General features: G+C 36.8%; 28 protein-coding genes. 6 read left to right on the forward strand and 22 right to left on the reverse strand.

What is annotated here, in order from left to right; all coding sequences use genetic code 11:
• Window positions 1-41: 41 nt before the first annotated feature.
• From HNP36_RS11470 to HNP36_RS11535, 14 genes are all read right to left on the reverse strand, one after another.
• On the reverse strand, window positions 42-1,766 hold the full coding sequence (locus tag HNP36_RS11470) for a hypothetical protein (protein ID WP_184163321.1): 1,725 nt from the start codon (window positions 1,764-1,766) through the stop codon (window positions 42-44).
• A gap of 121 nt (window positions 1,767-1,887) precedes the next feature.
• A complete protein-coding gene (locus HNP36_RS11475; RefSeq protein WP_184163324.1) occupies window positions 1,888-2,619 on the reverse strand; it encodes a metallophosphoesterase in 732 nt (243 codons plus the stop codon).
• Window positions 2,620-2,622: 3 nt separating this feature from the next.
• The gene (locus HNP36_RS11480) at window positions 2,623-3,165 is read right to left on the reverse strand and encodes an RNA 2'-phosphotransferase (protein ID WP_184163327.1); all 543 of its coding nucleotides are present in this window, start codon (window positions 3,163-3,165) and stop codon (window positions 2,623-2,625) included.
• Between the two features lie 11 nt (window positions 3,166-3,176).
• A complete protein-coding gene (locus HNP36_RS11485; RefSeq protein WP_184163330.1) occupies window positions 3,177-4,142 on the reverse strand; it encodes an ADP-ribosylglycohydrolase family protein in 966 nt (321 codons plus the stop codon).
• Window positions 4,142-4,828: an SIR2 family NAD-dependent protein deacylase gene (locus HNP36_RS11490; protein ID WP_184163334.1), complete on the reverse strand. Its 687-nt coding sequence runs from the start codon at window positions 4,826-4,828 to the stop codon at window positions 4,142-4,144. The genes HNP36_RS11485 and HNP36_RS11490 overlap by 1 nt, the downstream gene beginning before the upstream one ends.
• A 12-nt stretch (window positions 4,829-4,840) precedes the next feature.
• Window positions 4,841-5,821, reverse strand: coding sequence for a DUF2971 domain-containing protein (locus HNP36_RS11495; RefSeq protein ID WP_184163337.1), 981 nt, complete (start codon window positions 5,819-5,821; stop codon window positions 4,841-4,843).
• 29 nt (window positions 5,822-5,850) lie between these two features.
• A complete protein-coding gene (locus HNP36_RS11500) occupies window positions 5,851-6,666 on the reverse strand; it encodes a TIGR02452 family protein (protein WP_184163340.1) in 816 nt (271 codons plus the stop codon).
• Complete coding sequence (locus tag HNP36_RS11505; RefSeq protein ID WP_184163344.1) at window positions 6,656-7,075, reverse strand: ADP-ribosylation/crystallin J1; 420 nt, start codon at window positions 7,073-7,075, stop codon at window positions 6,656-6,658. The genes HNP36_RS11500 and HNP36_RS11505 overlap by 11 nt, the downstream gene beginning before the upstream one ends.
• Before the next feature lie 26 nt (window positions 7,076-7,101).
• Window positions 7,102-8,193 (reverse strand): adenylosuccinate synthetase, encoded by a 1,092-nt coding sequence (locus tag HNP36_RS11510; RefSeq protein ID WP_184163347.1) that lies wholly within the window; start codon window positions 8,191-8,193, stop codon window positions 7,102-7,104.
• Between the two features lie 3 nt (window positions 8,194-8,196).
• Window positions 8,197-9,051 carry a hypothetical protein gene (locus HNP36_RS11515; RefSeq protein ID WP_184163350.1) on the reverse strand — a complete coding sequence of 285 codons (855 nt, stop codon included), beginning with the start codon at window positions 9,049-9,051 and terminating at the stop codon, window positions 8,197-8,199.
• Window positions 9,052-9,053: 2 nt separating this feature from the next.
• Window positions 9,054-9,389, reverse strand: a complete 336-nt coding sequence (locus tag HNP36_RS11520; RefSeq protein WP_184163353.1) for a hypothetical protein — start codon at window positions 9,387-9,389, stop codon at window positions 9,054-9,056.
• Window positions 9,390-9,463: 74 nt separating this feature from the next.
• Window positions 9,464-10,012 (reverse strand): prolyl hydroxylase family protein, encoded by a 549-nt coding sequence (locus HNP36_RS11525; RefSeq protein ID WP_184163356.1) that lies wholly within the window; start codon window positions 10,010-10,012, stop codon window positions 9,464-9,466.
• 31 nt (window positions 10,013-10,043) lie between these two features.
• Entirely contained in the window at window positions 10,044-10,586 is a 543-nt protein-coding gene (locus HNP36_RS11530) for an NADAR family protein (protein ID WP_184163359.1), read from the reverse strand.
• A gap of 255 nt (window positions 10,587-10,841) precedes the next feature.
• On the reverse strand, window positions 10,842-11,519 hold the full coding sequence (locus HNP36_RS11535) for an NUDIX hydrolase (RefSeq protein WP_184165180.1): 678 nt from the start codon (window positions 11,517-11,519) through the stop codon (window positions 10,842-10,844).
• 141 nt (window positions 11,520-11,660) lie between these two features.
• On the opposite strand from HNP36_RS11535, the gene HNP36_RS11540 reads away from it, so the two are divergent.
• A complete protein-coding gene (locus HNP36_RS11540; RefSeq protein WP_184163362.1) occupies window positions 11,661-12,296 on the forward strand; it encodes a DUF1579 domain-containing protein in 636 nt (211 codons plus the stop codon).
• Between the two features lie 97 nt (window positions 12,297-12,393).
• Window positions 12,394-12,603 (forward strand): hypothetical protein, encoded by a 210-nt coding sequence (locus HNP36_RS11545; RefSeq protein ID WP_184163365.1) that lies wholly within the window; start codon window positions 12,394-12,396, stop codon window positions 12,601-12,603.
• 38 nt (window positions 12,604-12,641) lie between these two features.
• Here the strand turns inward: HNP36_RS11545 and lepA are convergent, their stop codons facing one another.
• The 5 genes from lepA to HNP36_RS11570 form a co-directional block, all read right to left on the reverse strand.
• Window positions 12,642-14,438, reverse strand: a complete 1,797-nt coding sequence (lepA, locus tag HNP36_RS11550; RefSeq protein WP_184163368.1) for a translation elongation factor 4 — start codon at window positions 14,436-14,438, stop codon at window positions 12,642-12,644.
• Window positions 14,439-14,510: 72 nt separating this feature from the next.
• Window positions 14,511-15,518: a hypothetical protein gene (locus HNP36_RS11555; protein ID WP_184163371.1), complete on the reverse strand. Its 1,008-nt coding sequence runs from the start codon at window positions 15,516-15,518 to the stop codon at window positions 14,511-14,513.
• Window positions 15,519-15,615: 97 nt separating this feature from the next.
• Window positions 15,616-16,128, reverse strand: a complete 513-nt coding sequence (locus HNP36_RS11560) for a hypothetical protein (protein ID WP_184163374.1) — start codon at window positions 16,126-16,128, stop codon at window positions 15,616-15,618.
• A 7-nt stretch (window positions 16,129-16,135) separates the two neighbouring features.
• Window positions 16,136-16,669 carry a hypothetical protein gene (locus tag HNP36_RS11565; protein ID WP_184163377.1) on the reverse strand — a complete coding sequence of 178 codons (534 nt, stop codon included), beginning with the start codon at window positions 16,667-16,669 and terminating at the stop codon, window positions 16,136-16,138.
• Window positions 16,670-16,687: 18 nt separating this feature from the next.
• Window positions 16,688-17,239: an RNA polymerase sigma factor gene (locus tag HNP36_RS11570; protein ID WP_184163379.1), complete on the reverse strand. Its 552-nt coding sequence runs from the start codon at window positions 17,237-17,239 to the stop codon at window positions 16,688-16,690.
• A 189-nt stretch (window positions 17,240-17,428) separates the two neighbouring features.
• On the opposite strand from HNP36_RS11570, the gene HNP36_RS11575 reads away from it, so the two are divergent.
• The 4 genes from HNP36_RS11575 to HNP36_RS11590 all read left to right on the forward strand — a co-directional run bounded on the left by HNP36_RS11575 (window position 17,429) and on the right by HNP36_RS11590 (window position 21,908).
• The gene (locus tag HNP36_RS11575; RefSeq protein WP_184163382.1) at window positions 17,429-18,178 is read left to right on the forward strand and encodes a Rossmann-like and DUF2520 domain-containing protein; all 750 of its coding nucleotides are present in this window, start codon (window positions 17,429-17,431) and stop codon (window positions 18,176-18,178) included.
• Window positions 18,168-18,686, forward strand: a complete 519-nt coding sequence (locus tag HNP36_RS11580; protein ID WP_184163385.1) for a KdsC family phosphatase — start codon at window positions 18,168-18,170, stop codon at window positions 18,684-18,686. The genes HNP36_RS11575 and HNP36_RS11580 overlap by 11 nt, the downstream gene beginning before the upstream one ends.
• Window positions 18,687-18,694: 8 nt before the next feature.
• Window positions 18,695-19,249, forward strand: a complete 555-nt coding sequence (locus HNP36_RS11585) for a Maf family protein (RefSeq protein ID WP_184163388.1) — start codon at window positions 18,695-18,697, stop codon at window positions 19,247-19,249.
• 85 nt (window positions 19,250-19,334) lie between these two features.
• On the forward strand, window positions 19,335-21,908 hold the full coding sequence (locus HNP36_RS11590; protein ID WP_184163391.1) for a tetratricopeptide repeat protein: 2,574 nt from the start codon (window positions 19,335-19,337) through the stop codon (window positions 21,906-21,908).
• 16 nt (window positions 21,909-21,924) lie between these two features.
• On the opposite strand, the gene tsaB is transcribed toward HNP36_RS11590, so the two are convergent.
• The 3 genes from tsaB to HNP36_RS11605 all read right to left on the reverse strand — a co-directional run bounded on the left by tsaB (window position 21,925) and on the right by HNP36_RS11605 (window position 23,859).
• Entirely contained in the window at window positions 21,925-22,605 is a 681-nt protein-coding gene (tsaB, locus tag HNP36_RS11595; protein WP_184163393.1) for a tRNA (adenosine(37)-N6)-threonylcarbamoyltransferase complex dimerization subunit type 1 TsaB, read from the reverse strand.
• Between the two features lie 62 nt (window positions 22,606-22,667).
• Window positions 22,668-23,108 (reverse strand): nuclear transport factor 2 family protein, encoded by a 441-nt coding sequence (locus HNP36_RS11600; protein WP_184163397.1) that lies wholly within the window; start codon window positions 23,106-23,108, stop codon window positions 22,668-22,670.
• A gap of 1 nt (window position 23,109) precedes the next feature.
• A complete protein-coding gene (locus tag HNP36_RS11605) occupies window positions 23,110-23,859 on the reverse strand; it encodes an SDR family NAD(P)-dependent oxidoreductase (RefSeq protein WP_184163401.1) in 750 nt (249 codons plus the stop codon).
• Window positions 23,860-23,921: the final 62 nt, after the last annotated feature.

Genomic DNA, 23,921 nt, shown 5'->3' on the forward strand with positions numbered 1-23,921 from the left:
TAAACACTGATTATCAATATTTTAAATCAAATTTTATCTATTTATAAGATTCTGTAAATTGGATATTGCCTGAATGTTTTTTCTTCGAAGTAGGGAGAATTTCTGTAGATCCAGTCGAGCTGGGCCGTTCCGTCGTCTGCAAACTTTTTATCTGCAGATTTTTTTGCTTCAAATGCATCTTTCAGCTTTTTATCTGTCTTTAATAATTCGGAAGCGGTGTCTTCAAAAATATAGGCGGAATAATATTCTTTCTGTGCAAGGATTCCATCGAAGAAATTCCAGTTGAAAAACGAGTCTAATGCTTCAGGTTCAAGTGTTTCCACGATATATTTTACCCCTGGCTGATCTGTTGAAATTAAATAATCTCCAGCCGAAAAAACAAAATTTCCTTTTGTGACCTCCACACTTGTTTCATAGTGGAGATAATGTCCTTCATAAGGGTTTTTCACTGTTTTAAAATCTTTGATCTTATAAGACTCTACGTTTGCAGCGCTATCTTTTTTAAGCACTGTCATTTGAATTCTGTTTCTTTTCAATTCTTCAATCACGCGGTACTGCGACTGCGGAACAACATAATATTTCGGAATTGTAATATACCCTACAGGAACTGCTGTGGTAAAAAGTTTTATTTTCTTTGTAAAAGGTTTACTTCGGTCATAATAAAGTCTTGGTTTTCCGGAAATATCACTTGGTTTGTACTTTCCGCCATATCCTTTGAAATCCATTGTGGAAAATTTTGTAGAATCGATCTTCCAGCGGATTCCGTACTGCATTCCGGCTTTGTACTGTTTTAAGTTTTCAATGCGGAGCTGTTTTATTTTTTGGTAATCTTTATCTAAATTCTGAAGATTTACCAGCATATATTTATATGTTGCATCTACTCTTTTATCATAAGGTTTCAGCATATGGGTTTCAGGAACGGTTCCCAGTGAGTTAAACAATGAGGTATACCCTGTAGAATATCTCGGGGAGTCTTCAAAAGCAGCAAAGCCTTCATCCGGTATATCGCCGTGAATATTTACATAAGGTGTGCTTTCATAGCCCTGTTTCTTCATCTCTTCAAGGTTTTTAGCCTGGTAATCGTTGTAAAAATAATTTCCAAGTACATTTCCCAGCCGTTCCTTAAAGGTAGAAATATAGGTAAAAGTATACTGATAATCTGCACCGTTGCTTACATGGTTATCAATAAAAACATCCGGCTGCAACCACTGATAGATTTCCTGAAAACTTCTGGCATTTCTGGAATCTGCTTTAATAAAATCCCTGTTCAGGTCATAATTTCTTGCATTTCCTCTAAAACCGTACTGTTCCGGCCCGTTTTGATTAGCTCTTGAATAAGAACCCCTGTTCAGCATTCCACTTACATTATAAGCAGAAATAGCTGCTACGATGAAGTTTTGAGGCGTTTTTATCTTCTTCGCCGCCAGATCGCGCATAAGCATCATGGTTGCATCAATTCCGTCCGGTTCGCCCGGATGAATTCCATTGTTTACGAAAAGAATAGCTTTATTTTTTTTTAGCTTTTCGATATCTTTTTCGGGAAAAGGATTGTAAATGACGACATAAATGGGTTTCCCATTATCATCTTCTCCTTTTTTAAGATATTGAATCGTGCTAAAGCTTTTTGCAAGGTTCCGGTAATAGGCATTCATTTCTTCATAGGTAACTGTCTGGTTTCCGTTTCCTTTTTCAAAAGATGTCTGAAATGAATTCTGAGCAAAAAATAAAGATGAACTTAGGAAGATTAAGAGGTATTTCAGGTTCATTGACGTAAGATTTCAAGCTTTAAAATTACTTAAAGTTTTTTGGAACGGGAGTCCCTGAAATTTGTTTATTTTATCTTTCGCAGATTGCGCGGATTTTGCAGATGATTGTGACTATTTTGTTTTAGTTGTTTCTTCCCTTTTCATCAGGGTATAAAGCGGGAAGCGGATCGCTCTGCCAGAATTCTTTGGTATCAATATCCATGATTGACAATGAGCCTGTATATGCTGCTCCGGTGTCCATATTCCAGATATTAGCTTTGTTGACGGGATATTTAATGCCTATATCCAATGTCGGGGTATGGCCTATAAATATTTCATTGTACAAAAGCAGTCTTTTAGGATAAAGCTGTGAGTTTTTTGCTAATTTCTTATCCATGGCAACTGCGGTTTCCCACAAGGTCCTGTCCCAACGGTAATTGCTGGAATAGACTTCTTTTTCGGGGCCGTGCATGGATGAATAACCGGCATGAATAAACAGCCTGTTAGCCTCATCTACATGATAATTTTTCATCCTTTGAAAAAACTCAAGGTGAAGGTCCAGATCTTCCACTGAATAATCATTATAGCTTTCAACGGTACTCTTTCCGCCATTAAAAAGCCAGACATCCGAACCTTTTCCAAACGAAAGCCAGTCTTCACACCAGGCATCGTGATTTCCTTTGATAAAAATACATTCCTGCTTTCCGGAAAGCTGTGTCAGAAACTGTATAATTTGGGAAGATTCGCTCCATCCGTCCACATAATCTCCCAAGAAAATAAGTTGATCATTTTCTACAATTCCTGCTCTATCAAGAACCTGCTTCAGGGCCTTAAAACCTCCGTGAATATCTCCTATTACTAATGTCCTGCCCATTTTTTACTTTGAAATATATTTGGCATCCACAAAATCAGCCAGCCAGACTCCGTTTGCAGAAAGATAGAACGGTATTCCGTCTTCATGCATCTCTTTTGTCCTGATTGTCAGAATAAAAGGTCTTCCGTGGCGCATGCCTACTTTTGTGGCCGTTTCCTTATCTGCACTTAAGTGAACGTGCTGGCGGGCCCTTTTTTCAATTCCTTTTTCCAGGATGGAAGAAATATTGGATTCTGCTGTTCCGTGATACAGGAAATCGGGTGGCTGAATTGCTTTCAGAGCCAGATCTACATCAATGGAGTGTCCCTGACTTGCCCTGATCTTTGTTTTATCATCGTTAAAGGCAAAACGTTTTTTATTATTGGTTTCTACCACTTCTTCAAGGTCTTTGAAAGTAAAATGCATTCTGCCTTTTGCAGATTTTGCAATGAGTTCACTAACGTCTGCCCAGCCGTTTTCATCCAGTTTCAGCTGAATGATTTCGGGTTGATGTCTGAGAATAAGGCTTAGAAATTTGCTTATTCTTTTGTTTTCTATTTCATTCATAGTGTGTGTTTTTATTGTATTAGTTTTTTCTGAAGCTTTTCGCATAAAGCTTCAATATCATTTTTTCTTGCCAGTTCAGCAATCCATTCTTCCGGAATATTTTCAAAACCGTAATAGATTCCTGCAATTCCTCCGGTGATGGCTCCAGTGGTGTCTGTATCTTCTCCTAAATTTACAGCCTTCAGGACTGCTTCTGCATAGGTTTCAGAGTTCAGGAAGCACCATAGTGATGCTTCTAGGCTGTGGAGGACGTAACCGGAAGAATTTATTTGTTCTTCTTTCAAAGTATATAGCGGGTCCAAATCATATTCTCCTACTTTTAATTCTAAAATTCTATGGAATTTATCCATCTCATTTTGAGAACAGATAGGATTATGATTCAAAAATTCGCTAACTTTCTTCTGCATTGTTCTATATGCTTCCCATTTATCTTTTCCCGTCAGAATTTCTAAAGCCAATTCCAAATAAATAAAGCAAGCCAAAACAGATCGGATATGTCCATGTGTAATGGACGAAACATCTTTTGTAATATCAAAGCGTTTTTCAATAGGAAAATCCCTGATATAAAATAATAATGGCATGATCCGCATTAAAGAACCATTTCCATTATCAAACTCCGAATTTCCTCCGCATAAAGTAGGGGAGATACCCTTGCCTATTCTATGTATGGCTTGTGAAGTTGCAATTCCAATATCAAAAACCCTTCCATGAGGTGTCCAGATCTCTGCATTATACCACTGGAGAAACTTTAACGCAATATTTTCCAGATCATAACCATTGGAAAGATTATCTGCAAGGCATAATGTTAATGAAGTATCATCACTCCAAGTTCCTGCGGGTTGATGGTGAGTTCCCAACGCTCTCATTTTAGTAACCGGTGAGCGTTTAAGCTGATCTCTGCTTCTGAATTCCACCGGAACTCCCAACGCATCTCCAACGCATACTCCAAAAATTCCGGCTTTTACTATATTTTCCATCAGGCAAGGTCTACAAGTTTATCAAACAGAAGTTTCATTCCTTTTGTTGCAGATTCTTTCATCACTACGGCTCTTTTACCATATCCGAAACCTGTTTCATTAGGATTGATTACAACCAGTAAGCATTCATCTTTAATCTCATGAACTAATCCTGCGGCCGGGTATACCTGCAAAGAGGTTCCGATAACCACCAGAATGTCGGCATCTCTTACTTTTTCTCTTGCTGTCTGATATAATGGAACATCCTCGCCAAACCAAACGATAAAAGGTCTTAACTGAGCTCCGTCTTCTGCTTTATCTCCAATCCGGATATCTCCTTTCTGCTCATAGATAAGATTTTTGTTGTTACACGAACAAGATTTGAAGAGTTCTCCATGAATATGAAGAATATGGGTTGATCCGGCTCTTTCATGCAGGTCATCTATATTTTGAGTGATGATCTGAACCTCAAAATGTTTTTCCAATTCTGCTAATAACTGATGGGCTTCATTGGGTTGAACTTCATGAAGCTGTCTTCTCCTTTGATTATAAAATTCCAGAACCAGGGCTCTGTCTTTTCTCCACCCTTCCGGACTTGCAACGTCCGTTATATTATGATTCTCCCAGAGTCCGTCTCCGTCCCTGAATGTTTTTATTCCGCTTTCAGCACTGATTCCAGCTCCGCTTAATATGGTTAGTTTTTTCATTGGTTTTACTGTTCATTTATTATAAATAGTAGTTATAATCGAATTTTCATATTGAATATTTTGTTCAACTGTAAGAGGATACTTTTCTAATAGAGGTAAAACTTCTTTATTATTGAATATATATAAAGTACTTTCTTTAGTACAGTATTTCTCCTTAAAAGCCTCAATAAATTTTTCGATTTCCTGTTTATCTGTAGGATTTCCTTTATAATATATATCAAAAATTTGTTCCCATTGATTAGTTAGCGGAGGCCTAATTATTTCAAAATCAAACTTAGTAACGTCATATTTAAGTTTTCTTTTTGTTTCATTAATTAGCCTAAAATCTAATTTAAAATTCGAAGGAAATACTTCATAGAATTTTACATCTCTACTCTCAAAAAGTTTATAAAAAGATTCTTTTATTATATCCGGGGTTTTAATTCCAAAATACATTCCTGTAATTGCTGATGGATGGAACTTTTTCATACCATATTTGTCAAAAATCAAACGTATTTCTTTTTCATGTTGCCAAGCAGACTTTTTAGTGGCAAACATTTTTTGAATAAAATTATCTTTTAGATTGGTAATATCATCAATATCTAATGTTGGAATATTCTCTTTATAATTTATCTCGAATTGACATTGGAAATCAACATTTTGTCCTTTATCTACCAATTTATCCAAGTCATATTCTATACAATACCCAGCATAAGAACTAGCATAATAAGCCCATAGTTGTTCGTTTAAAAAATCACTACTCAAACAGTAAACACCAATTTTTTCTTTAAATTTCAAAACCTCTTTGAACTGATTTTCAAAATTATCTAACTCTTTGATAGGAAATAAAATTTTTAAAATATTTACTAACTGGGATATCTCTTCATCGAAATAAATATCAAAAGGATCATTCAAAATGCTATAATTTGATGAATAGAAAGAATTGTTTTCAATAGTTTTAAAATCTCTATCAAAAACATCCTTTTCTATTGACCGATATTTGTATCCTTTCATAATTTTCTACATATTTACTTGTTAAATCCTTATTCTATTTCTTGGAACAATTCGAGCATTTTTTCATTTTTAGTCAAGACTGCAAAAACCACTTTTTTAAATTTGTTCTTATATTTTCCGTACAAATGCTTTTTGAAAAGCTCTACAAGATCTTTAGGATCATTTCTGAAAACTCCGCATCCCCAAGCTCCTAGAATCAATATCTCATTTCCCTGACTCAAGGCAAGAGCAAACATTTTATCCATTCTTACATCCATTGCTTTAAAAATTTCATTTGCTCTTTCCGGTTCCTGTCTTCTTACAACTCCGGCATTTACCGCAGGAGACGTAATGAAATTACACAAAACAGGCTTTAATAACAGCTCTCCTTTGTCTTTTCTGAAAACAGGCACTTTCGGACTGTAAATCATCATATCTGTATAAAAACAAGATTCCATTGCGCGGTGAATTCTGTAATAATCCCATGCCTGAAGCTGTGTTTCATACAAGGCTGAAGTTCTTGCCAGGCTTTCTTCCTGAGCCTCAGCTCCATTGATAAAACCTCCTCCCGGATTTTTGGCTGATGCAAAATTTAGGCACATCAGTTTTTCCTGGTTTTCTTCTTCGGATAACTTTAAAATTGCTTTTAAAGAACTGCAATTCCAAGTTTCAAATTCGGTTTCAAAAGATGTTTCCGGAAGTTCATTTTTGATCATTGTGGAAAGTTCTTCGGATGAAAATAGAACGGTTTCTTTTTTACATACTTCCAATTGATTCTTTAAATCTATCTTCTCGTTTTCTTCGTTTATATAATATGTTCTAGCTAAGATTTCTAGTGTATCTTTTGCCATTCCTTTATTTGTCATGATTAATTTTTAATAATAAATTTTCTATCTCTCTATTTGCTGCTTCTTTAAAATTTTTTCCGATGAAAACTTTCATCACTTCAATATTCCCGATAATTGCATCATTGAAAATCTCCAACCCTTCAGCCGGAACCCACAATTCATTATGATTTTTTGCACCTACATTCTGCTCTGGATATTGGTTAACCACTTCTTCCTTTACCTTAAACCTTGTTACAAAACCCAGGTAATTTCCGGCCTCATCTCTTGTATTCCATTTTTCAGCAATTTCTGACGCATAGTTTTCATCCAGAACCGGATAAAAGATCGGCTGCCATTCCAGTCTTGGTGGGAATTTTTTATATCTGCTCTCAATAATTAAAGCCATTTCTTTTTCTCCTACTGGTCTGTATAATGTTTTTGCGTTCATCACTTTAATGTTTTATGGTTTAGTTCTTAAATATAAGTCATTATTCTGTTAAAAATTTGTTTAAAGTCTTTGGAATAAGGAGAATATGATCCATAAATTTTGTCAAATTTTATTTTCAAATTCTCGGTTTTAAACTCTTCATCAGTTTGATCCAGACATGTAATAACGAGATTTTTTTGGCATGTTTTTACATAAGCTCCATCTACAACAAGGGCATAATTCAAAAGATCATAATCCAGGTCTCCGAAACGAAGTTCTTTCTGATACTCGTTAAAAATACAGGTTTCCTCTTCATTATTTTCAAGTTTCAACTCCTTTTCATTGCTCATCCAGCCGTTTCCGTGACGCGTGGAATAAACCCTTGTCACATAATACATTTCAATATCCTCTATTTCCAATATTCTGCAGATCTCATAAGCATTTTTTGAGGTGGTATTTGCATAGGTTACATTTGGAAATACTCCATGATCCATATCGAGCAGAATTCCCTGGCTGCCTTCAAAAATGAGGTTTTCAAATGAATTCAGATAGGTATAATCTTCTATTTTCCAGTCGATCTGATCTATTGCATTCAGAAAATCCTGCAGTGCTTCCTGTACCTGATTCTCATCCATAAAGCCATAATAGTAAGCTATTCCTTTCAGCTTTTCAACCAGCATTCCTCTTGGAGCAATTAAATCGGCAGCAAATAGTTTGTAAGGGCTTTCATGTCTTTTCATTGTTGCACCAATCCCTTTTCCACAGGTTCCATGCTCAAGGTTTTTTGTACTTTTTCTGTTTTGCCATACATCAAACGGAGTGGTCACTTTAGCCAAAGGATGAATATGTAATGCAACATTTCCGCCTTTTTCTATTAACTCTTTTCTTTCATTCAACAGAAAAACAGGATGAATGGTACAGTGTTCTGTAAAATAAGAGGGTAATCCCCGAAGTGCTCCACTCCCAAAACTGGAATGAATGTGCTTCTTACCGTCAATCATTACCGTATGTGCAGCCTGCTGTCCTCCGGAAAACCGGATGATAACAGACTCAGGGTTTTGCTGTGCCAGAAAATCCGTAGTGATTCCTTTTCCTTCATCCCCAAAACCCAGGCCTATTACTATTTGTGCTTTTTTCATGACCTAAAACATTTGAATATTATCAAACCCTGCATTATCTGCTGATCCGAAAGTTTTATTTTTGAATGTATCACAGATAATTCTTTTAATAACGTTCGGGATTTCCCTGTGATCTGCTACGGATAAACAATTTTGTCCCAATAATTCTTTCCAGCCACTATCTGCACGCATTGCCTGTTCTGAGTGCAGAACATTGATATGGTATACTTCATAACGTTTTCTTGCTTCTTCCAGCAACTCAAACTGTGTATATGTTTGCTGGCCGGTTCCCATGATTTCCCTGATGGTAGAAGCGGGAAGCGTTTTTAAACAAGGTTCATCTCCTACTGTAAATAATATCCCTTTCTGGTTTCTCTTTTCGAAAGCGTCTGTTCTGGTATGGAAAGCGGCAAAATACCAGGCCAGCAGATAACTTTCTCCTGCATTTCCTCCTCCACCGGATTCAATATAGGTTCTGGTAAGCCACATATCCAGCTCTTCATCACCGGATTCAAACTGCCCGACCTGCAAAGGATAAGCATCGCATTCATGGTCTCCTATTCCAAGGAATAAAAGTGCAGGATCAGGAACTCCGCCCTGGATAATTCCGCCCATCAATTTAGGTAAGCCTTCTTTAATAAGTTCGTGTGGAATATGCCCCATACTGCCTGTTACGTCCAATCCTAAAATGACAGGAACTGAGTTGGGGTGTACATCTGAATCCCTGGATTCCCTGAACGAAATACCTTTTGGGTTCATAGATTCGTGTGCTCTTCTTTTTGCATTCTGGGTGAAAATTTCACCTGCGGACTTATATCCGTAACCTTCTTTTCTTGCTCTGTCGAAACGAGCGTCCATATCGTATCTTGTACTTCCCATAATTAAATTGTTTTACCGAATAAATATTCAAATCTTTTTACTGCAACCTCTAACTGAATATTCAAATTTCTGATTGTTAATGATAATTCTATATCTTTCTGAACAAATGCTTCCAGCTGAAAATCTGCAAACGTAAGACTGTTCCTGTCTAAAGGACTGATATCAATGAGCCCTTCCCGCTCACGTTCCAGTCTTTTTATTTTAAGCTCAATATCTTCTACCCTGCGCCTGTAGATCAGCTCGGAATCTGCTCCGATAGTTTTTGCCCGGTCTTCCCTGATCTGGTCATTATTTCTCTGTAATGACTCTATGAATTTTGGTTTCAGTTCGTTTTCCATCTTTTTAAATTCTATTTTGTGTTATTTATACGCTAATTAAAAATAGCATAGCAATGCCCATCCTGTAAAGATTATTATCTGTTGGAATACATTACATCAGTTCTCAAAACATATTTCAGGCCACTGATCAGAGTTTTTCCCTCATGTCTTAAAGGATGATAGAAAACCAATGCAGACCCTTTTTTTGGGGCTACAGTGAACAGATTTTCGAATTCTGTTTCTCCTCCTTCAAAATCATCATTCAGATAGATCAGAAAGGTATAAAAGCTTTTCTCGTTCTCGTTGCGGATATAGCTTCCGTCTCTGTGCATTTTAAACCTTTGCCCGGGAGAATACTTATAAATTCTGAACATTTCATTAAAATCCCGGAGCTTATAATTTTCATGGTTTTCAGGAAGAAAATCGGCTGCTTTTTCAAAAAGATCTTTAGCTAAAGTATTATCAAAAACCATTAATCTGTCATTATTCCTTATCCCTTTACTCATCATCTGTCTTCCGTTCATGTTGATTTTAGCTTCTTCAAAAACTTTTTCCTGCGCCATAGCAATGTAGTTGTCACAAGCATCGGAAGAAAGAAAATCTTCGATCAGGAATATCTGCGGGTGAAGTTCTGTTTTTTCCATAATTGATATTTTGTGTTTGATGGTTGTATTTCTATTTTTTCAATTCATCTCTGACTTCCATGAGAGCAAAACCCAGCAGGTTCTCTCCATTCCATAAAGCCGGGTCGGCTGCTCCGGAATCAGATTCCAGCATACCTATACCCCAGATTTTATCATAAGGGTTTGCTTCAACAAGGACTTTATCTGCTGTAGACAGAAGGAAATCCTTAAAATTCAGATTTTGAGAGAATTTCAGATGATTAGCTCTTTTTACAATCTCATACTTATTCTCATCCCAAAGCTTCGGATCAAAATTTTCTACTTTTCTTCCCAAACTTTTAGCCTGATTTGGAGTTTCAGAATTTAAAATTTTCTCTAATGCTTTCTGATCATTGAATAATTTTGCTTTTCCGGCCATCATATAATGTTCTGCGGTTTTATATACGGTTCCGTTTTCTTCAAACTGAATTGGAAACCATTGACTGAAGCATGATTTAGTAATCTCGTCTTTTACAGTATGTTCCCAGAAAAAAAGGAATTCAAGTTCTTCTTTTTTCTGAAATCTTTCAATGATATTTTGTAAGCTAAATTTCACGATTGTGTTATTTGTACACAAATGTAAAACAATATTATCTTATAAACAAAATTTACTTTGTGTTATTTTTACGCTAAATATTTAAGTTACTGATTATCAATTGAAATATTTTAATTCTTTAAACACAAATGTCACAAATGCTTTCACGAATGACACTAAAAATACAATTAAACTAAAACTTAAGTTTAATTTAAAGAGATAGGGAAAATCAAAATTTATTTCTGATTACAGGCTTAGGAGAATTTGATACAGGAATTATTTAATCTCGAAATAGAAGCCTTCTTTTTCGAGTTCTTCATACTTCTTCTGATTGAAGGTAAAGAGTTTTCCGGGCCTGCCGCTGCCTTCTTTTTTAACATTATTGGTTTCATTCAACAGGCCGTAGCTCATGATTTTTTTACGGAAATTTCTGCGGTCTATTTCGTGCCCGACAATAGTTTTGTAAAGATTTTCAAGGTCTGAGAAGGGGAATTCTTCATTCAGAAGATTAAAGCCAACCGGCTGATATTGAATTTTAGTACGAAGTCTGTTCAACGCCATATCGATAATAGATTTGTGATCGAAGGCGAGTGAAGGGAGCTTATTTACACTGAACCATTGGGCATCTTCTGCATCCGAGTCTGCAAAGAGTTCATGATAGGAAGGGTTTACAAGGCCCAGATAAGCCACAGAAACCACTCTATTTCTAGGGTCCCGGCCCACATTACCAAAACTGTAAAGCTGTTCCAGAAAATCGGGCTTTATGCCGGCTTCTTCATACAGTTCTCTTTTTACAGCATCATCCAGGTTTTCATCATCCATAACAAGACCGCCGGGAAGCGCCCAGCCTCCTTTGTACGGATCAATCTTTCTTTTGATTAATAGAAGCTGAAGGTCCTGCTTATCGAAATAACCGAAAATAACGGCATCAACGGCAACTTTTATATCCTGAATTTTTTTTGAAGACCCCATAATTTTAGTTTGCGTTATGAATACACAAAGGTATGGTTTATAAATGAAATCAAAAAAAGAATTGCCCGAATAATGAAATTGATTAACTTTATTTTACAATAACATACTTAAAACTAAACAATTATGAGAAATTTACTATCACTGTTATCCATTGTCTTTCTAATGACGGCCTGTGAGAAGGGTAAACCTGCCACAGAAAAAGATTCAGCTAAAGCAGATTCTGCAACGGCGTGGAAGCCTGTAGACTCTGCAACCGCCACGAAGGCATGGATGGAATATGCAACTCCGGGTGAAATGCACAAAACACTGGCTCTTTACGATGGGAACTGGACAGGAGTAACCACTACATGGATGGAAAATGGCGGCCAGCCCATTACAAGTCAATCTGAATGTACAAATAAAATGATATTCGGAGGAAGATACCAGCACAGCACATATAAGGGAAATTTTATGGGGATGCCATTTGAAGGAATGAGTATTATGGGTTACGACAATTCTAAGAAAAAGTTTATAAGCACCTGGATTGATAATATGGGTACAGGAATTATGCATGCTGAAGGAGACTGGAACCCGACTAAAAAATCCATTGAATTCAAAGGTAAAATGACTGATCCTGCAAGACCCGGAGAAGACTGTGATTTCAGAGAGGTTTACACTTTCACCGATGCTAATAATCATATTATGGAAATGTACGGTCCTGATGCCAAAACAGGAAAGGAATATAAAACTATGGAAATAAAATTCACAAAAAAGAAATAAAAAGGAGAAAAGCACTATAATGAAACAGTGGTTTTCCTTACTGATTTCCTGACAGATATGCTCAACTTTGGTATAAGAAATAAAAATTTATACCATCATGAAAACATTATTAAGAGCCTTTATCGTGGTCATTATCATCATAGGAGGAGTACTGATCATTGTTGTGGGGAAAAAGCCTTTCCCGGAACCTGAATGTCTCGTATGCGGGATCAATCTTATAAGAACACTGGGAATTGCTGAAGTAATTCTCGGTCTCGGAGCCCTTGTAATACAGGCGAATCTGATTGAGAAACAGCGAAATTTCTGAAAAATAAAAGACCGGTAAAATTTACCGGTCTTTTTATATTAATCGTTTAGTTTTAATACTGCCATGAATGCAGACTGGGGCACTTCAACCCTTCCGATCTGTTTCATTTTCTTTTTACCTTCTTTCTGCTTTTCAAGAAGTTTACGTTTTCTGGAAATATCTCCTCCGTAACATTTTGCGGTAACGTCTTTTCTTAATGCCTTTATGGTTTCCCTGGCAATAACCTTCGTTCCCAGTGCTGCCTGAACAGCAATATCAAACTGCTGCCTCGGGATCAGCTCACGAAGCTTTTCACACATTTTTTTACCAATATGATATGCATTACTGTCGTGGATCAGTGAAGAAAGGGCATCAACCATATCTCCATTGATCAGGATATCCATTTTTACAAGTTTGGAAGCCCTGAATCCTATCGGGTGATAATCAAATGACGCATATCCTTTAGAAATGGATTTTAACCTGTCGTAGAAATCGAATACAACTTCTGCCAAAGGCATATTGAAGACCAGCTCTACTCTTTCAGAAGTTAAATAGCTCTGGTTTACGATCTCTCCTCTTTTTTCAATACATAAAGTCATTACGGCACCAACGAAATCGGATTTCGTGATGATGGAAGCTTTGATAAACGGTTCTTCCACTCTGTCCATAATCGAAGGATCCATCATTTCTGAAGGGTTATTGATCAGGATCGGAGTTTCAGGATCTTTTTTGGAATATCCGAAATAAGATACGTTCGGTACTGTGGTGATTACGTTCATATTGAACTCTCTGTCCAGACGTTCCTGAACAATCTCCATGTGAAGCATTCCCAGGAATCCGCAACGGAAACCGAATCCTAAAGCGGCAGAACTTTCCGGTTCAAAAACCAGAGAAGCATCATTCAGCCTTAATTTTTCAAGAGAGAATCTCAGTTCTTCAAAATCTTCTGAATCAATAGGATAAATACCGGCAAATACCATTGGCTTTACTTCTTCGAAACCTTCAATAGGTCCTGAGGCCGGTTTTTCAAAAGAAGTAATGGTATCTCCCACTTTTACTTCTCTTGCATCTTTAATTCCGGAAACCAGATATCCTACATCTCCACAACCGATTGTCTTTTTTGGAACCTGCTTTAATTTAAGTGTTCCTACTTCGTCTGCTCCATATTCTTTTCCGGTAGCAAAGAATTTGATCTTTTCATTTTTGGAAATACTTCCATTCACTACTTTGAAATAAGCTTCAATTCCTCTGAAAGGGTTATACACCGAATCAAAAACAAGTGCCTGAAGCGGTGCGTCAGGATCTCCTACTGGTGCAGGAATTCTCTCCACAATCTTTTCAAGGAGGTCATGAACACCTTCTCCTGTTTTTCCGGAAACTCTTAAAACGTCATCATATTCGCATCCAATCAGATTCATGATCTCATCGGTTACTTCTTCAGGATTGGCTGAAGGGAGGTCAATTTTATTAAGAATCGGGATGATCGTTAAATCATTTTCCAGTGCCAGGTAAAGGTTACTGATGGTTTGTGCCTGAATACTCTGAGCTGCATCTACAATAAGAAGCGCTCCTTCACAGGCTGCAATGGAACGGGAAACTTCGTAGGAAAAATCCACGTGTCCCGGTGTATCAATAAGGTTTAAGATATATTTTTCTCCTTTATACTCATAATCCATCTGGATGGCGTGAGATTTTATGGTAATCCCACGTTCCTTTTCCAAATCCATATCATCCAGGGTCTGAGACTGCAATTCTCTTTGAGTAACTGTATTGGTGTACTCCAAAAGACGGTCTGCCAAAGTACTTTTACCGTGGTCAATATGAGCGATTATGCAAAAATTTCGTATGTTTTTCATTTAAGAACGTTGTAATTTGCAAAGATAAAAAAAAGCAGGCAGATTATCTGTGCTTAATTTTCAGTGTACAATTTATTTTTCAAAGATATAGGCTCCGGTTAAGGAATCTATATAAACGTTTGATAAATTAGCATTATTATTTCTTCTGCCTGTTTGTGATCCGGAATCAATTGCTGCACCAATAAGCCCCCCGATAAGTCCTCCTGCCATTACTCCAACCATAGCTCCTGTATTGCTGTTTCTTGGATACAGCTCTAATCTTGAAGAAACAATATAATATCCTTTATCGTCTTTCTCAATCTCTAAAAAACCCACAGGTGTAAGTTTATAAGCTTTACCATCCTCAATATATCCAAATATTTCCTCACTTGAGACAAGAAGGTCGTTTTCATTTTTCACTCCAATTATATTCCCTTTTTTATTTTTATCTACATAATATCCTTTTTGTGGTTTTTGCTCGGAAAAAGACTTAAAATCTTTATAAACTCCATTTACAAGATCTGAAGAGTTAATATATTTCATATTCTTCTCCAGTATTTCCCCATAATTATTGAGCTCAGCTTCCAGAATAGGCGTACTTAAAACAAGATGGGAATAAGACTCAATAATAAAAGAGGATAATATATCCGAAATAGCTGAAGAAACTGCACTCGGAATATTAGGTGTGATCTTAGAGTTAAAATCTAATGTATTATAGTACCTGTTGATAAAAAAATATTTGCCGCTTCTGTTGATGAAGCTGCTTACTTTAATTTTTACTTTTGCGAGACCTGTATTTTCAAAATTACTGATCTTTACATCTTCTAAAAGAATTACAATATCGTTATTTCCCCTTACTTTATTATCATCGGCAAACCAGGCTTCAAAATGATTTTTTAAATCTTCATTGCTGAATTTCATCTGAACAGTTTCCCCTTTGTAATCCAGGGTTCCTAAGTCTTTATCTCCCCTGTTATCAGTTAACCGTAGAGATTTTGTTCGTGAATTTTTATCCTTAATATTTTTATTAAGTTTAATGATTTCTGTTTTTTGTGCTGACAATATAACTGAAAACAGAAAAAACAACAGTATTTTTTTCATAATAGAATTTGCCGCAAAACTAAGAATTCATTTTAAAAATTAAACGGCTCTCACAAAAAAATTTGTAAGAGCCGTCCAACATTAAAAAAATAAACTATTATGGGTTCTGTTTGGGTCTTGCCATATTATTGTACCCGGAATGAGGCTTTCTTTCATTCATTTTATCTCTCATCATTCCTTCAGACTGGAATAGTTTTAATACTTTCTGGCAAGGAATCACCTGCTGCATTTTATCAGCATATTTTTTTCTGTTATCCAGAAGCTTCTGCCCTACATCAAAACTCTGCTGAAGCTTGGCTTTCGCTTCTTCATCAGATAATGTTTCCGGGTTGAAATTAGGATCAAACTGGCTTTTTATCTGTTTCTGGTTATCCAGGTATTCGTTATAAAGCTGAGTGAATTCTGTTTTATCACTGGGGTCAATTTCAAGATTTTCCAGCACCATATTATTTCTGAACTTTTTAAGAAGTTCTTTTCTCTCTTCGGGAGAAAGATTGTTTATTACCTCTTTTCTTTTTTTAGGGTCCATTTTTTTCCAGTCGTAATCTGCATTCTGGGCATTCAGACCAAAACCATAAATAATAAAAAGTATAAATAATATCTTTTTCATCTTTCTTTTAATTATATAAATCTAAATAAACATCCTGAGTTGAATTGCTTGCCAGCTCTGATATTTCAGAGTTTGAAAACGAATCCAGATATTCATTCATTTTAGTTTCCTCTTGTTTGGCAACAGCTTTTACGGGCTGTGAGCTTGTTTTATTATCAACTCTGTTTTCAGGGTTGCTTGCAATAGTTTTATTTCCCTGATTTACAACTGTTTGATTATTATTTTCAACAGAAGTTAAATCCGCTTCCAGGGTCTCGTAAGCACGTTCGCTTTCCGTTTTAGGTTCCTGGTTATTAACTGCATATGTTTTTGAATTCGAAACATCTTTTGAAGGGTCACTATCAGAATTAAAAACATATGTTGCTCCGAATATCAAAGCCAGTGATGCCGCAGCGGCATACATCCAATTCAGTTTGAAAATTGGTGCTTTTTTACCCGTTTTTACTTCGTTCATTACATGATTCTGGATATTTTCAAATAAATGATCCGGAACTTTGTAAATGTTCTTTCGTTCTAGTTTTTCTATGTCGAACTCTTTCATCTTGCTTTGGTCAAAAAATTATCTTTCGTAATTTTCTTTTATATATTCTTCTATTTTCTGTTTGGCATAATGATAATTCGTTTTTAAGGTCCCTACAGACATATCTACAATTTTAGATATCTCTTCGTAAGGAAGATCATCATAATACCGCATCATAAATACCAGTTTCTGCTTTTCGGGCAGGCTTTGTATTGCATTCTGGAGCAGCAGCTGTATCTCTTCCGCATCTCCTTCTGTATTGTCAGACACCAGGTTCTGCATGTAATATTCAGGATCTTCATCGGTTTTCTGCATTTTCTTCATCTTGTTTACCTGCTGTAATGCTTCATTGGTGGCAATCCTGTAAAGCCAGGTATACAGTTGGCTGTCATTTTTAAACTGGTGAAAATTCTGATAGGCTTTAATAAAAGTCTCCTGCAGTGTATCCTGAGCAAGATCCCCATCTACAATAATTCTTCTGATATGCCAGTACAATCTGCTCTGATAAGCATCCATCAAGGCCCGTACCCCTTTTTCCTGGGTCCGTGGGTTTTGCATCAACGAAATAATTTCCGCGTCCTTAATCTTCATAAGATGCTTTCACTGTTTTGGATTACAAAAATAGCCGAAAGTTAAATTACTTATTCAATTTTCAGTCCAAATATTTAAAATAATATCAGATTGTTATGATGTGAGCTTCAGGTAACAGGCTATAAAGGTATTTGCCATAAACTTCCGGTGTTCTTCTTTCATCTTCCTTTAAAATCTTATCTTTGTTAGATGCAAATTGTAATTATAGGATCCGGAAATGTGGCTTACCATCTGGCAAAAGCTTTTAGCCTGAACAATATTCCATTAATGCAGATTTTTGGAAGGAATACCGAAGAACTGAAGAAAATTTCCGAAGAACTGAATATTCCCTATTCTACGGAAAATCTTCAGGATGCAGATCTGTATATCATTTGTGTAAGTGATAATTCTGTAGAAAATGTTTCCCGGCTTATTACCAAAAAAGACTGTCTGGTTGCCCATACTTCAGGGTCTCTTCCCAAAGAAATTCTGAAAGGGGAGTACAGAAAATCAAGCTTTTATCCATTGCAGACCTTTTCAAAATCAAAAGAACTGGATTATGAGAAAATTCCGTTTTTCATTGAAACTGAAAATGAACAGGACAAAAAGCTTCTTTTTGAAACTGCCTCCAGAATTTCCAGCAATGTGATGGAGAGCACTTATGAAAAAAGAAAATACATTCATCTGACAGCCGTTTTTGCCTGTAATTTTGTGAATCATCTATTCGCCAGAGCTAAGGAAATTTCAGACTCACAGGAAATTCCATTTGATTATTTTCTGCCGCTTATTGATGAAACGGTACAAAAGATCCATGAGATTGAGCCTAGATCAGCGCAAACGGGGCCAGCAGTACGAAATGATATGCGGGTGCTGGAATTACATGAGCAGTTATTAAAAGACGAAAGTCTTGAGATTTATAAAACAATGAATCATTCTATTCAGAAAATGTATGAGCTATAAAGAGAAATTAAAGGATATTAAAGCATTTGTATTTGATGTGGACGGAGTTTTTACAGATGGAAGCGTTTATCTTCTTCCGGGCGGAAATATGTGCAGGGTGATGAATGTCCTGGATGGATATGCTGTGGTTAAAGCATTAAAAAACAATTATTTAATTGGTGTTATCACAGGCGGAAACGATGAAATGGTGAAGCACAGAATCAATTACCTGGGAATACAGGATTATTATCCGAAATCACACAATAAGATGGCTGATTTTGAAGATTTTAAAAAGAAATACAATCTTAAAAACGAAGAGATTCTAACGATGGGAGATGATCTTCCCGATATTCATATCATGGAAAACTCTGCTATTGCTGCATGTCCTGAAAATGCCGTTCCTGAGGTAAAAGGAATATCCGATTATATTTCTGAAAAAAAGGGAGGCAGCGGGGCAGTACGTGATGTGATAGAGCAGGTAATGAAGGTTCAGGGAAACTGGCATGATGATAATACCCAATCTGTATAAAACAGCTTATGAAATTACTTTTAGCATCCCAGTCTCCGAGAAGGAAGGAACTTCTTTCAAGTTTAGGCTTCGATTTCGAGGTTGTAAAAATTGATTGTGAAGAAATTCTTCCTGAGAATATTGAAATAGGAGAGGCTGCAGCTTATCTGTCAGAATTAAAAGCAAAAACATTCCGGGAATTGACTGCCGGTGAAGTACTGTTAACTGCTGATACGGTTGTTGCAACAGATAACCAGATCCTTGGAAAACCGAAGGATGAAAAGGAAGCACGGCAAATGCTACGCTTTCTTTCCGGAAAAACTCACCAGGTTTATACCGGAATTACTATAAAATCTGCTGATAAAACTTTTACAGAAACTGATGTGGCAGACGTAGAATTTGATGAAATTACGGATGATGAAATAGAATATTACATTCAGAATTACAAACCTTTCGACAAGGCGGGTAGCTATGGTATCCAGGAATGGCTGGGTATGGCAAAGATCAGGAAGCTGAACGGAAGCTTTTATACGATCATGGGGCTTCCCACCCATCTGGTTTATAAAATTCTGAAAGAAATATAAATATTATTCATTACAAAATTTTGTTATTTTTACAAAATTATCAACTGCTGATAATAAAAAGCAGATTAGATTGTTATATTGAATAATGAAAAAGAATATATTATTCCTCTTAATCATGTGTATCGTTGCTTCCTGTGCTACCAAAACCAAAAAGCCGGAACAGCGATCAAAATTTTTAAAAGGATTCCACACATATTACAACACCCTTTTTAATGCAAAAGATGCGTTAAACAGTGAGTTCACGAGTAGAGATAAAGGACATAAAGATAATTTTTATGCTCCTTATATTCCTATACTTACATTTGAAGATCAGCCTTTGGGAAGTGATCTGGGACAGTCTGAGGCCTTCGCGGAAAATTCCATGAAAATGGGTGAAGTGAACCGGACTTCTGAAAGGGGGGCCCCTGGAATGCCTCCCGGAATGCCTGGAGCTCAGGGAAATGGTGTTCCCAATATGCCTGACGAGCTTCAAAATAAAGGAGCAAGCACTTTGGAAATTGCGGAAGCAAAAGCTCAAAAAGCGATCAATAAATACTCCGTTATCCGAAACGGTGAGGAAAAGAATAAAAAGATCTTTGATGCCTATATGATCCTTGTACAGTCGAGGATTTACCAGAATAAGGCAGTGCAGGCTTTAGATGCTTTAAATTATGTTTTTTCACACATGAAAGAGGATAAGAGGCTTCCTTTGGCCAGAATTTACCAGGGAGTAGCCTATGCACAGATCAAAGACTATCATAAAGCCAATGAAACTTTTGCCAAACTGAAAGGGGAGGACATTAATAAAAGCTATGCAAAACTTTTGAGCATTTATTCTTCCGAAGCACTTCTTGATGCAGGAAAACTGGAAGAAGCCGGCGCTGAACTGGACAGGGCTTTTGAGCTGAATTCTGATAGAAAGCTGAAAAGCAGGATAGCTTATCTGAGAGGACAGGTTTCTGAAAATCTGGGCCAAAATGATAAAGCACGCGAAAGCTATACTCAGGCGTATAAATATGCCAATGATTTCGAATTCGAGGTGAAATCCCAAATTGCAATTGCTAAAACCTTCAATGGAAAAGGTGATTATAATGGGGCTAAAAGTTACCTTGAAGGCATCAGTAAAAAGGGAACTTATGTTTCAAGAAAAAATGAATTTTATTACGCTCTGGGTTTAATGGCCAACAAGGCCGGGAAAAAAGAGGAAGCCCAGGAATTTTTCAGAAAGTCTCTGTTCGAAAAGGTATCTGACCCTCAGATAAGAGGGCTTACCTATTACGAAATAGGAAAAAGCTATCTTGAAAAAAATGATTATATCGGTGCGGGAACTTACTATGATTCTGCTCTTACGGTAATGACTTATGAGCCTTCCAAAATCCTTTTGAAAGACCAGTCCGAATATATCAAGAAGATCTCCAAAAACTACTACCTGATCAAAAAGAACGACAGTATTCTTTCTTTAGCAAAGATGAACGATGCACAGAGAAATGACTTTTTCTCCAAGTATATTGCCAAACTGAAAACTAAGGAAGAAAAAGAAGAGCAGGAGAGAAGACGCGCAGAAAGAAACAAAGGTTTTGACACGGGAGATTACAATGCCAATTCAATATTTGCCAATAACACCAATTCTTTTGAGGATTTTGGGGTAACTACCAAAGGTTTTTATTTTAGCAATACAGGGACGATAAGTAAAGGAGCTTCTTCGTTTAAACAAATCTGGGGGGAAAGGGCTTTGGCTGATAACTGGCGCTATTCCAAAAAAATGGCGACCATTGAAGATATGAAGAATGAAGCTCTTGGCGTTACTTCAGCACCTAACCCAAGACGTTTTGAGCCTACTTACTATATTGAACAAATCCCTACAGACCAGGAAAAACTGGGCCAGCTGAAGAAAGACAGGGACACCGCTTCCTTAGGTTTGGGAGTAATGTACCAAAATTATTTCACGAATACCCCTTTAGCCACCAAGACATTGTATGACCTTGTAGACGTAAAACCGGAAGAAAAAGTAATGCTTCAGGCGCTTTATGAAATATTTGCAATGAATTACCAAAAGAATCCGCAGGTTGCAGAAAGAGCAAAACAGATCCTTTTGACCGATTATCCTTACAGTTCTTATGCTGAATTTGCAAGAAACCCTAAAAACAATTCATTTGTAAAATCTTCGGCAGATGTTGAAAATGAATACAAAAAAGCCTATGCCCTCTATGAATCTGAAAAGTTTGGAGAAAGCAAGGATGTTATAGACCAGACGGTACAGAAGTATCCCAAAGATGCCCTTATTCCGAAATTTCACCTGTTAAATGCTTTCAACACAGGAAAAACAAGTGGAAAGGAGGTGATGATCCTACAGCTTGAGCAGATTGCACTGAATTATGCCAAAACTCCGGAAGGTATAAAAGCCAAAGAGATGCTGAATTACCTGAAAAGTGATCTTTCTTTCCAGGCTACCGATAACAAAGGAAATTCCGTTCCGCAACAGCCGGCAGGAGTTCCAACACAACCGGCGGGACAGGACATGAACGGCATTCCTTCAAACCCTGGAGGAAATGACAAAAACAGCCAGCTTCAGCAGCTATTGCAGGATGCTGATGCTGATCCTAAAAAAACAAAACAGAAACTGAAAAAGGATAAGAACAAGGAAAAAGATCCTGACTTTATTCCTGAAATGCCCAAATAAATAAAAAAGCGAAGATTTATTCTTCGCTTTTCTTTTTCTTTACTCCGTGAAAGTCTTTGAGGTAGAAAGGTTCAAAATAGGCAATATCTTCAAAATCTTTTTGACTAATCTTTTCCATAGTCTTTCTGATCAGATATTGTGAAGAAGGATAAATATCATCCTTAAAATCTGCATCCGGAAGGTTCAGAATCTCTTTAGCCTTCTTTGCACCATCTCCCACAAAAACCACTTTTTTATCTTTAAATTCTCCAAAAGAAGTTTCATCTAAAATTTTAGCTTCGGTTGCTGAAAGTTCTTTGCCCGTATTACCGTCGTAAACGGCCGTATAAACCTCCATTCTCCTCGCATCGATCAATGGCACTATATAATCATAGTTTTTGCTTATAAAAGGCTCTATCATGCTTTCCAGAGAATTTACTGCAACCAGCGGAATCTTAAGACCATAGCAGAAACCTTTTGCAGAAGCCGCCCCGATTCTTAACCCGGTATAAGAACCCGGTCCTTTTCCCAAGGAAACAGCTTCAATATCTTTCATGGTAAGCCCCGCTCCTTCCAAAGCCCATTCTACAAAGGTATGGAGGCTTTCAGACTGTTTATAGTTTTCAGAAACTTCTTCACACAGACATAGGAGCTTTTCATTATCTGAAATAGCTACAGAACAGTTTTTGGAAGAGGTTTCGAGGTATAATACTTTCATTTTCTTATGTTAAGCTGATTTGTAAAATCACGAAGACAAAATTGCTTCAGATTCATGCAAATTTATGGCTTTATTTCGATACTCTGCCGGCTCCAGAGTTTCCATACGGCATTCTTTTTTATCCAGATCTCCAGCAAAGCCAGTTTCATTTCAAAATCCTGGTTTTTGTAAATTCCGGAAACCTTTATTTTTCTTCTGATACTTGCCATATTTTTATATCGTTTGATCTCTGAAAGCTCGGTTTGCTGAATGTCTTTATAGATTACTTTCTTTGATGAAAAATCTTTCCTGAAATCTTCAAAGTTCTGTACCCATCCGTTAGAATGGCCAAATGATACGTCCGGATTTAAAATTTCAAGAATTCTTTCATCATTATTCTGTAAATAGGTATCCAGAAGTCTGATATTTTCTGTTAGCTTTTCATCTTTTTGGGAGACACTCACGTTTTGGGCGTTCCAAAAAGAAAACGAAAGAAGCAGTATAAAAAGTAGTGTTCTTCCCACCCTATTTTCTGTAAATAGTTCTCGGCTCACTTTGCGCACTAGGGTAGATGGTCATATCTGAAACCATAACATGCTTCGGAGCGTTGACACAATAAGCAATGGCATCAGCAATATCTTCAGCTTTTAGAGCGTCATAACCTGCATATACGGTAGCAGCTCTCTCACTGTCTCCTTTGAATCTTACAAGAGAGAAATCTGTTTCTACAGCACCCGGCTGAATGTTGGTCACTTTGATTCCAAATTCTGTAAGCTCAAGACGCATACCATCGGAAATTACATCAACTGCTTTTTTAGTTGAACAGTAAACGGTTCCATTGGCATAGGTCTGCCTTGCTGCTACTGAACTAATGTTTACAATATGCCCTGAATTACGGTCTTTCATAGATGGAATAACCATTTTGGAAACATACAGCAGTCCTTTTACATTCCCGTCTATCATAGAATCCCAATCATCTGTATTTCCGGCAGAAAGAGGTTCCAAACCATGTGCATTCCCAGCGTTATTGATAAGAACATCAATATTTTTCCATTCTTCCGGCAGGGAATTTATTGCCTGCTCAACTTCAGCAAGATTTCTTACATCAAATTTTAAACTAAATATTTCGGTATATTGAGAAAGTTCGGTATTTAATGAGTCTAAAACTTCATTTCTCCTGCCACAGATAATAATTCTGTTTCCTTGTTTTGCAAGAAGCTCAGCTGTGGATTTTCCTATTCCGGAAGTGGCTCCGGTGATGAGTATTGTTTTCATAAAACTTGTAAATTTTTAATATAGCAATCTAAAAATATAACAGGCAACAACTTATAAGCTGC

The organism is Chryseobacterium shigense (assembly GCF_014207845.1).
Classification (GTDB): Bacteria; Bacteroidota; Bacteroidia; order Flavobacteriales; family Weeksellaceae; genus Chryseobacterium; species Chryseobacterium shigense_A.

Bases quoted from the DNA above. Each gene is read 5' to 3' on its own strand.
- HNP36_RS11520 (WP_184163353.1), bottom strand. From the start codon at position 9,389: ATGGAAAACGAACTGAAACCAAAATTCATAGAGTCATTACAGAGAAAT.
- HNP36_RS11585 (WP_184163388.1), top strand. From the start codon at position 18,695: ATGAAATTACTTTTAGCATCCCAGTCTCCGAGAAGGAAGGAACTTCTT.
- HNP36_RS11470 (WP_184163321.1), bottom strand. From the start codon at position 1,766: ATGAACCTGAAATACCTCTTAATCTTCCTAAGTTCATCTTTATTTTTT.
- HNP36_RS11605 (WP_184163401.1), bottom strand. From the start codon at position 23,859: ATGAAAACAATACTCATCACCGGAGCCACTTCCGGAATAGGAAAATCC.
- HNP36_RS11555 (WP_184163371.1), bottom strand. From the start codon at position 15,518: ATGAAAAAAATACTGTTGTTTTTTCTGTTTTCAGTTATATTGTCAGCA.
- HNP36_RS11560 (WP_184163374.1), bottom strand. From the start codon at position 16,128: ATGAAAAAGATATTATTTATACTTTTTATTATTTATGGTTTTGGTCTG.
- HNP36_RS11475 (WP_184163324.1), bottom strand. From the start codon at position 2,619: ATGGGCAGGACATTAGTAATAGGAGATATTCACGGAGGTTTTAAGGCC.
- HNP36_RS11590 (WP_184163391.1), top strand. From the start codon at position 19,335: ATGAAAAAGAATATATTATTCCTCTTAATCATGTGTATCGTTGCTTCC.
- HNP36_RS11485 (WP_184163330.1), bottom strand. From the start codon at position 4,142: ATGGAAAATATAGTAAAAGCCGGAATTTTTGGAGTATGCGTTGGAGAT.
- HNP36_RS11565 (WP_184163377.1), bottom strand. From the start codon at position 16,669: ATGAAAGAGTTCGACATAGAAAAACTAGAACGAAAGAACATTTACAAA.
- HNP36_RS11575 (WP_184163382.1), top strand. From the start codon at position 17,429: ATGCAAATTGTAATTATAGGATCCGGAAATGTGGCTTACCATCTGGCA.
- tsaB (WP_184163393.1), bottom strand. From the start codon at position 22,605: ATGAAAGTATTATACCTCGAAACCTCTTCCAAAAACTGTTCTGTAGCT.
- HNP36_RS11500 (WP_184163340.1), bottom strand. From the start codon at position 6,666: ATGACAAATAAAGGAATGGCAAAAGATACACTAGAAATCTTAGCTAGA.
- HNP36_RS11525 (WP_184163356.1), bottom strand. From the start codon at position 10,012: ATGGAAAAAACAGAACTTCACCCGCAGATATTCCTGATCGAAGATTTT.
- HNP36_RS11505 (WP_184163344.1), bottom strand. From the start codon at position 7,075: ATGAACGCAAAAACATTATACAGACCAGTAGGAGAAAAAGAAATGGCT.
- HNP36_RS11510 (WP_184163347.1), bottom strand. From the start codon at position 8,193: ATGAAAAAAGCACAAATAGTAATAGGCCTGGGTTTTGGGGATGAAGGA.
- HNP36_RS11570 (WP_184163379.1), bottom strand. From the start codon at position 17,239: ATGAAGATTAAGGACGCGGAAATTATTTCGTTGATGCAAAACCCACGG.
- HNP36_RS11545 (WP_184163365.1), top strand. From the start codon at position 12,394: ATGAAAACATTATTAAGAGCCTTTATCGTGGTCATTATCATCATAGGA.
- lepA (WP_184163368.1), bottom strand. From the start codon at position 14,438: ATGAAAAACATACGAAATTTTTGCATAATCGCTCATATTGACCACGGT.
- HNP36_RS11515 (WP_184163350.1), bottom strand. From the start codon at position 9,051: ATGGGAAGTACAAGATACGATATGGACGCTCGTTTCGACAGAGCAAGA.
- HNP36_RS11480 (WP_184163327.1), bottom strand. From the start codon at position 3,165: ATGAATGAAATAGAAAACAAAAGAATAAGCAAATTTCTAAGCCTTATT.
- HNP36_RS11540 (WP_184163362.1), top strand. From the start codon at position 11,661: ATGAGAAATTTACTATCACTGTTATCCATTGTCTTTCTAATGACGGCC.
- HNP36_RS11495 (WP_184163337.1), bottom strand. From the start codon at position 5,821: ATGAAAGGATACAAATATCGGTCAATAGAAAAGGATGTTTTTGATAGA.
- HNP36_RS11490 (WP_184163334.1), bottom strand. From the start codon at position 4,828: ATGAAAAAACTAACCATATTAAGCGGAGCTGGAATCAGTGCTGAAAGC.
- HNP36_RS11580 (WP_184163385.1), top strand. From the start codon at position 18,168: ATGAGCTATAAAGAGAAATTAAAGGATATTAAAGCATTTGTATTTGAT.